5 protein-coding genes and 1 pseudogene are annotated in these 8,203 nt (G+C 43.5%); all 6 read right to left on the bottom strand.

Annotated features, from left to right (window positions below; genetic code table 11):
• Positions 1 to 1,462 (bottom strand): annotated as a pseudogene (locus tag AOQ29_RS07875) (excinuclease ABC subunit UvrA); the annotation flags it as partial.
• An 86-nt stretch (positions 1,463 to 1,548) separates the two neighbouring features.
• A complete protein-coding gene (gene uvrB, locus AOQ29_RS02450) occupies positions 1,549 to 3,558 on the bottom strand; it encodes an excinuclease ABC subunit UvrB (protein ID WP_061992962.1) in 2,010 nt (669 codons plus the stop codon).
• 96 nt (positions 3,559 to 3,654) lie between these two features.
• On the bottom strand, positions 3,655 to 5,778 hold the full coding sequence (locus tag AOQ29_RS02445) for an LTA synthase family protein (protein WP_061992961.1): 2,124 nt from the start codon (positions 5,776 to 5,778) through the stop codon (positions 3,655 to 3,657).
• An 18-nt stretch (positions 5,779 to 5,796) separates the two neighbouring features.
• A complete protein-coding gene (locus AOQ29_RS02440; protein ID WP_061992960.1) occupies positions 5,797 to 6,057 on the bottom strand; it encodes a YkuJ family protein in 261 nt (86 codons plus the stop codon).
• Positions 6,058 to 6,081: 24 nt separating this feature from the next.
• Entirely contained in the window at positions 6,082 to 7,113 is a 1,032-nt protein-coding gene (locus AOQ29_RS02435) for a lysylphosphatidylglycerol synthase transmembrane domain-containing protein (protein ID WP_242977379.1), read from the bottom strand.
• Positions 7,114 to 7,122: 9 nt separating this feature from the next.
• Positions 7,123 to 8,202 (bottom strand): glycosyltransferase, encoded by a 1,080-nt coding sequence (locus AOQ29_RS02430; protein WP_061992959.1) that lies wholly within the window; start codon positions 8,200 to 8,202, stop codon positions 7,123 to 7,125.
• Between the last annotated feature and the right edge of the window lies 1 nt (position 8,203).

Raw genomic sequence — 8,203 nt, 5'->3', positions numbered from 1 at the left:
AGGTCAAGTAATCCAAACCAACGGACCGCAAGAAGCCGAGCCGGTCTTTAATTTCCTTCAAGATGGGCTTAGCAATTTCTTCGTCTTGTTGGCCGAAGGTCAAGTTATCAAAGTAAGCCAATTCTTCATCGACTGGTAACTTGGTGACATCCCCAATGTTTTGCCCACCAACCTTGATTGACAAGGCGGCTGGGTTCAACCGGTAACCATGACAAACACCACAGGTCAACTGGGTCATGTACTGGTCCATTTGATCGCGGGTAAAGTCGGAATTCGTTTCCTGGTAACGGCGGGCAATGTTCTTCAAGACCCCTTCAAAGGGTTGGTCGGCATCGCGGACGCCGCCGAAATCATTCTTGTAATGGAAGTGAAATTCCTTAGTTCCTGACCCGTTCAAAACTAAGTCCTGGTCCTTCTTTGGCAAGTCCTTGAAGGGTACGTTTTGATCAATGCCGAATTGGTCACAGAACTGGCCCAATAATTCGGGGTAGTAGTTCGATGAAATTGGGTTCCAAGGAGCGATGGCCCCCTGCTTCAAAGTCAAGGTATCATCGGGTAAGACCAAATCAATATCGACTTCCTTGGTAGCACCCAGTCCCTGACAGGCCGGGCAGGCCCCCATTGGTGCGTTAAATGAAAAGAGCCGTGGTTCTAAACGTCCTACCTTAAAGTCCTTTAAATCGCCCAAATAGTGGTCTGAGAACCGGAGGGGTTCCTGGGCCTCTTCGCCTTCGCGGACAACCGGTTCCAAAAGGACCAAGCCGTTGGCCAAAGAACTCGCGGCTTCGATTGAATCAAAGAGCCGGGACCGGGCATCCGCCCGTAAGACAATTCGGTCCACCAAGACCGCAATTTCGTGGAACTTGTTCCGGTCCAAAGCCAGGTTATCAACCGTGTCGAGTTCGATGATTTCCCCATCGACTCGGGCCCGCAAGTACCCCTGCTTTTGCATTTGAGCAAAGGCCTTCTCATGGGTTCCCTTTTTATGGGTAATGATTGGCGCAAAGACCTGGAGACGGGTCCCCTCGGCTAAGTGCTTTTGAGTATATTCAACCATCTGGTCAATGGAATTTAAAATTTTTGTGCCATCAGCTGGGTCATCTGGCTTTCCTACTCGAGCAAAGAGCAAGCGGAAGTAGTCCGAAATTTCAGTGACCGTTCCCACAGTTGACCGGGGGTTATTCGACGTTGTCTTCTGGTCAATCGAGATGGCTGGTGAGAGCCCATCAATCGAGTCAACGTCTGGCTTATCCATCTGACCCAAGAACTGGCGGGCATAAGCCGACAAAGATTCAACATACCGGCGTTGCCCTTCGGCATACAAGGTATCGAAGGCCAAGGAAGACTTCCCTGACCCTGATAACCCAGTCACGACAGTTAAGGCATCCTTGGGAATATCGACATCGATATTTTTTAAGTTGTGGGCTCGAGCGCCCCGAATTTCAATTTTATCTTTTGCCATGTTTTCCTCTTCTAGTGGTTAGTCCCCTCGCAAGCAGAAGGACCAACCCGGCACCAATCTTGCAATCAGTGCCAAAATGGCTGACCTTAACGGCCAGCCTGCTTTTTCAATTTCATAATCTTATCACGGACCTTGGCAGCTGTTTCAAAGTCTAAGCCCTTGGCGGCGGCCTTCATTTGGTTCGTCAAGTTTTCTAGGATTTCAGTTTGATCAGCCTTTGGTAAGTCAGCAAAGTCAACTTGAGTCAAATCAACTTCTTCCACCTCTTCGGCAGCCTTACTTGCCCGAATCAAGTCACGGATATCCTTCTTAATCGTCTTCGGTGTAATACCATGGGCCTCGTTATAGGCCATTTGGATTTCACGACGACGGTTGGTTTCGTCCATGGCAGCTTCCATTGAACGAGTGATTTTGTCAGCATACATGATGACATGCCCGTTTTCATTTCGAGCAGCACGACCAATAGTTTGAATCAGTGAACGCGGATTCCGTAAGAACCCTTCCTTGTCAGCATCCAAAATGGCGACCAGGGAAGTTTCGGGCACATCGATTCCCTCACGTAACAAGTTAATCCCAACCAAGACATCATACTTACCCAAACGGAGGTCACGGATAATGGCCGTTCGCTCCAAGGTTTTAATATCGGAGTGCAGGTAAGCAACCTTAATTCCGACATCCTTCAAGTAGTCGGTCAAATCTTCCGACATCCGCTTAGTCAAGGTCGTGATAAAGACTCGTTCGTCCTTAGCAGCCCGTTGGTTAATTTCCCCAACCAGGTCATCAATCTGACCCATGACTGGACGGACTTCGATTTCTGGATCGAGCAAGCCGGTTGGACGGATAATCTGTTCAACGACGTCCTTCTTCGGTACTCGTTCGAGTTCATAGTCTCCGGGAGTGGCCGACATGTAGATAATCTGGTTCACGTGGTCTTCAAATTCAGGCAACCGCAAAGGGCGGTTATCAAGAGCCGATGGTAAACGGAAACCGTAGTTAACCAAGGTTTCTTTTCGGGCTCGGTCACCGTTATACATTCCACGGACTTGAGGCATGGTGACGTGGCTTTCATCAACAACAATCAAAAAGTCATCGGGGAAAAAGTCTAACAGCGTAAAGGGTGGTTCACCCTCTTTGCGGCCATCCATCCAGCGTGAATAGTTTTCAATCCCAGGTGTGAAGCCCATTTCCTTCAACATCGCCAAGTCATACTCGGTCCGTTGCTTCAATCGTTGGGCTTCAAGGACCTTGCCCTCTTTTTGGAACAAGGCGACTTGTTCTTCCATCTCGCCCTGAATCCCATCCAAGGCATCCTGCATCCGTTCGTCATCGGTCATAAAGTGCTTGGCTGGGAAGATTGACACGTTATCACGTTCCGAAATAATCTGTCCCGTGAGGGCAGAAATTTGGCGGATGCGGTCAATTTCATCACCAAAGAATTCGACCCGCATCGCTAATTCATCTTGCGAAGCAGGGAAGATTTCAATGACATCACCGCGGACCCGGAAGGTTCCACGTTGGAAGTCGTAATCGTTGCGAACGAATTGGTCTTCGACCAAATCCCGCATCAATTGGTCTCGACCATATTCCTTCCCAACTCGTAAGGAAATCACGTGTTCCTGGTACTGGTGAGGATCACCCAAACCAAAGATAGAAGAAACAGAAGCGACAACAATCGTATCATTACGTTCAAAAAGTGATGATGTTGCTGAGTTCCGGAGTTGGTCAATCTCATCGTTGACCGCTGAATCCTTTTCGATAAAGGTGTCCGATGATGGCACATAGGCTTCAGGTTGGTAGTAGTCATAGTAAGAAACAAAGTATTCAACCGCATTATTGGGGAAAAATTCCTTTAGTTCAGAGTATAACTGGCCCGCCAAGGTCTTGTTGTGTGACAAAACTAATGTTGGCTTATTATTTTGGGCAATCACATTGGAAATGGTAAAGGTCTTACCTGTTCCAGTGGCACCCAATAAAACTTGCTCTTTTTCGCCATCTTTAAGCCCTTTGACAAGCTTTTCAATCGCTTTCGGCTGGTCACCAGTCGGTTCATACTTTGAGACGACATCAAAGGTTTGATCGGTTTGTGTTTTAATCACGTGAATACCCCCGTCTGGTAAATAACAATTATATCTATTATAACAAAAAACGAGCTGATGCCCTAATAGGTGCACATTGCTCGTTTTGATTTTGTTTTACTTACTTGATTTTAATTCTGGTGCATCGGTCTTATATTCACTAACCGTTGACTGACCCTTGCGCAGGGCTAAGAGCGAAGTTGGATTCGAAGTTTGACTATTCTTCAAAGCCTTCAACGTATCGGTCTTAGTGTAGTCATAAGACTTTTTATCAATCTTTTGGAAGTTACCCCGGTTTTTATCAAAGCGCAGTAGGTCTCCAGTAATGACCTTATCCGAATTCGTTAACGAATCGTTAACGTAAGCCTGAACCCTGGCAGCCGTCGCTTTCAGAGCCGGATTATCCTTCAAATAAATTTGTTGACCCGTCTTAGAATCAAAGTACTGGTTGCGGTACTTCGTATAGGTTGGTGTTGTCCAATCACCATCTCGGAAAGCCACCACTTGTGAGTTTTGCTGAGATAAGAGATCGTGACCAAACATCGTCATGCCATCCGTTGACACACCCAAGAGGTTCATCAAGGTTGGCATCATGTCAATCTCACCACCGTAGGTGTGGTTAATGCCACCTTGCAAACCAGTGGCGTGAATCATGAATGGCACCTTTTGGAACTGAGCCAAATCATAGTTACTGATTGAATCTTTTCCCAACAATTGGGCAATCGCAGACTTATGGTTTTCAGAAATACCATAGTGGTCACCGTACAAGACGAAGACAGAGTTATCGTACAAACCAGTCTGCTTCAAGTAGTCCATCAATTCCCCAAAGGCTTGGTCAAGGTAATGAGCCGTTTGCACATACCCATCAACCGTGCTATCTCCAGTCTTTGTGGCTGGGAAGGTGGTATCTTCCTTATCAATATCATAAGGATAGTGGTTCGTCACCGTGATCAACTTCGCATAGAATGGCTGTGGTAACTGTTCAATATACTGAGCAGTGGCCTGCAAGAAGAGTTTATCCTTCATACCATAACCAACATTATAGCTAGCCTTGTCACTATTCTTGTAGAAGTTCTTTGAGAAGAAGTAGTTATAGCCAAAGGACTTATAAGAGTTGTTTCGGTTCCAGAAAGTTGGCACATCGCCGTGGAAGGCCGCCGTCGTATAACCCTGTTGACCCAAAATAGCTGGTGTTGCTTCAAAAGTATTGCTGGTTCCATACTTAGTCATCGCTGACCCAGTCGACAAACCATACAATGAATTTTCCTGCATCATTTCAGCATCGGAAGTCTTTCCTTGCCCAACTTGGTTGTAGAAATTATCAAATGAAAGCGTATTTTGATCATGGTAGAAGGCATTCAAATTAGGTGTGACTTCTTGACCGTCGACCTTATAGTCAATCAAGAACTGTTGGAATGATTCCAAGTGAATCATAAAGACGTTCTTACCTTTTTCAGTCCCATAATACGACATGTTAGCCGGAATTGAATTTTCCTTCAAGAAGGCCTGGACCTTAGCCAAATCTGCCGGCTTGGCCTTTTTCCGAGAATTCGTTTGATTATGGGTTTGCCAAGCATTAAAGGCCGCATACTCATTGAGTCCCATATATTTAACAATATAGTTGTTATCAAATGATCGAGTCAGCAACCCTGTCCGGTCAGCTGAAGCGATTCCAAAGTCGACAAGCATCAAAACAACACCTAAGACAGTTGTTAAGACCGCGTACCGTCTTTGAATTCCGCGCTTGTCAATCGGCCAGAATTTAAATAACAAAACGATGGCCAAGATAATCAAATCAACAAAGACCAAGTAGTCAGTTGGGCGAATAATTGCCTGAATTGATTTACCAAGGTTATTACTTGTTGAAGAGCCTGACCCTAGAATGCCCATTGACAAAAAGTCAGAAAATTCGCGGTAATACAAAATGTTGGCAAAGAGCCAAATGGTTTGAATCAGGTTCATGACCCAAGCCAAAATGTAAGCTACTCTTCCCCGGAAATACAGGGCAATACTCAATAAAATAATAGCTGTTGGTATTGGATTTAAAAAGAGTAAAAAATCTTGAATTTCGCCCTGGGCTCCCAGAGTGAAATTAATTTGATAGTTAATATACGTTTTTAACCAAACTAAGAACAGATTTAAAACAAAAAAACCGGTAACGCTGGTAAAAAAATTCTTGGTATTCTTCACTTTAGTCCAAACGTTTTTCGGCCTAAATGCTTCTTTTAAACGAGCTAGCATGCTAATTTCCTCATAAAACTAAAAAGTATGGTGAACGTCAAAGAGTAGGTCGTAGATTTCAATCGCTACTAAATCAACATCATCAAACTGGTATTTTTTATTGCGTCGATGTTCTTCAATTATCCAAACCTGAGTTTCCTGATTATAGATAACCTTTAAAATTTCAACGCCATAAGCATCAAATCGTCGTTCTTGAAGGTTACCGTCAGTGGCTGCAACCATCGCAAATAAGCGGTTTAATATTGATAATAATATACTTTGGTTCTGTACTTCGTCCATCCTGAAAAGGAGTCCTTTCTTAATTTACTGGTGTCGGTCTGGCAAAATATAAGCGACAATTCCAGCAAACAAACAGAAATAGTAGGTAATTAACCGCCAAATTAAGATAACCAAGACTAGTGTCGCTGGATTCTTAACAAAGGGTGTAAAAAGTAACTGGAAGGACAACTCAGCTCCCCCAACCCCACCTGGAATTGGAAAGAGCGAAATGACCATCACTATCATAATATTCATCGTCAAGATTAACCAAGGATTAACATTGGCATAACCAAAAGCCCGAATAACGAAGTATGGAACTAGGTAAAAGGCAATCAGTTGTAGAATCGTATAGGTTGTTGCCACTAAGAGTGATTTCCCCGAACGGACAACTCGCCTTGATTCTTGATGAAAATTATTAACCTTATCTTCAACCTTGTCAACTAGTGACTCAACTTGATGATTCTGCCAGAACTTAGTTGCTAAGCGACCACACCAATCAACAATTTTTAAGGTAAAGGCTGGCCAAAACATCACGAGTAACAAGCCTAAAATGACGACGGCGTGAATCATAATCGCAAATGGAATAAAGGTGGCAAATGCTGGATCGACATTTTTATAAATAAATGAGTCCGCTGATGCATAGCCAATTACAAAGAAAATCACCACAACGACTTGATAAACTAAAAATTTCATCAAAGTCACTGATAAAGCCCTTCCCCCATCAATTTTTCCACGAGTAAGGGCAAATAGTTGGGCTGGCTGTCCACCCGATGCAAAGGGTGTCAAACCAATTCCCAGTTGATTAAGCAGTGGCACCCTAATCAAAGTACCCCACCTAACGTTTTTGCGATCTTCCGTATTTAAAAGAGAACGAGTTACTAAAGCTTCAAGTAGCAGAGAGCAAATCATCATGGCTAAGGCTAAAAGCAAAAATCGCCAATTCAAGACCTTTAAAGCAGCTTCTAATTGCCGTTCGCGTCCATCTAATTCTCTCGTCAGATAATAGATTGTTAATGCGGTGAGCAAGACAACAACTACTGCCGAGACTTGATTTTTTCTGGACTTCATTGCATTCATTGCTTTCTCCTAGGACTTACCTGTTCCCAATGCCGGCTTCAGCACCCCATCATTGTCCATACTTAACGACAAAGTGCGTTCAGCTAAAACCGCTTCATAAACTTCTGCTAGTACTTGACCAACACGGTTTAAGTCACGATTTTTTGCCACTTGATAGCCCGGTGCTGTCAAATCAGGCTTCTCGCCCGCTAAAATTTCTTGCATTTGTTGATCAAAATCCTCTAAATCCTGGGCCTTATAACAGTTAACACCGTTAATCAACCAAGAATCATAAACAGGAATATCACGAACTAACAAACGTTGCTTTGACGCCAAAGCTTCCAAAACAACGATTCCTTCAGTTTCTTCTAGTGAAGGGTACAAGAATAAGTCGGCCCCGGCAAACGCCCCTAAAATAACGTCCCCAGATAAATAGCCTGGGAAAATCAAATTATCCGGGTGATCACCACCAGAAGTTACTTTGCGAATTTTTTTCGGCAAAATCAAAGGATTCGTATAGCCAAACCAAATAAAAGTAATTTCAGGATGACGCTTCGCTAATTCAACAAAATCAAAAATTCCCTTGCGTTCAAAGTAAAGACCAACTGACATCACAACCTTTTGACCAGGCTTTAAATCAAAATATTCCCGAAAGGCTTGAATTTTTGATTCATCATAAGCATATTTACTTAAACGAATACCGTTGGAAACAGGATAAATTGGTTGAGTCAAACCATAATTTTCCAACAATGACTTTGAGTAAGGCGTTGGTGTGATTAATGCATCAGCTTGGCTATATAGTGCAACCAAATACTTTTTGTATAAAGGAGCAAAAAGATTTGAAGCAAAAAAAGAATTACGAAAGTCTTCGTAGGTTGAATGAGCGTGATAAATGACTTTTTTGCCCATCTTTTGGGCTTTTTTAACCATATACATCGACTTAACGCCGTATGTATTAATATGCAAAACATCGTAATCTTGACACTTTGGATCAGTCGTAACAGTCACATCATCAATCGGCCCCAAGGCTTCTTGTTGTAAACGTAAAGCTCGACCTATTCCTGATTTAGCAATTAATTTTTGGTTTTCAAAATATAATAAAACCTTCAAG

Origin of the sequence: Fructobacillus ficulneus (assembly GCF_001047075.2) — a bacterium.
Taxonomy (GTDB): Bacteria; Bacillota; Bacilli; order Lactobacillales; family Lactobacillaceae; genus Fructobacillus; species Fructobacillus ficulneus.
This window is presented reverse-complemented; position numbering and strand designations above follow the sequence as displayed.

Bases quoted from the DNA above. Each gene is read 5' to 3' on its own strand.
- AOQ29_RS02445 (WP_061992961.1), bottom strand. From the start codon at position 5,778: ATGCTAGCTCGTTTAAAAGAAGCATTTAGGCCGAAAAACGTTTGGACT.
- AOQ29_RS02440 (WP_061992960.1), bottom strand. From the start codon at position 6,057: ATGGACGAAGTACAGAACCAAAGTATATTATTATCAATATTAAACCGC.
- AOQ29_RS02435 (WP_242977379.1), bottom strand. From the start codon at position 7,113: ATGAATGCAATGAAGTCCAGAAAAAATCAAGTCTCGGCAGTAGTTGTT.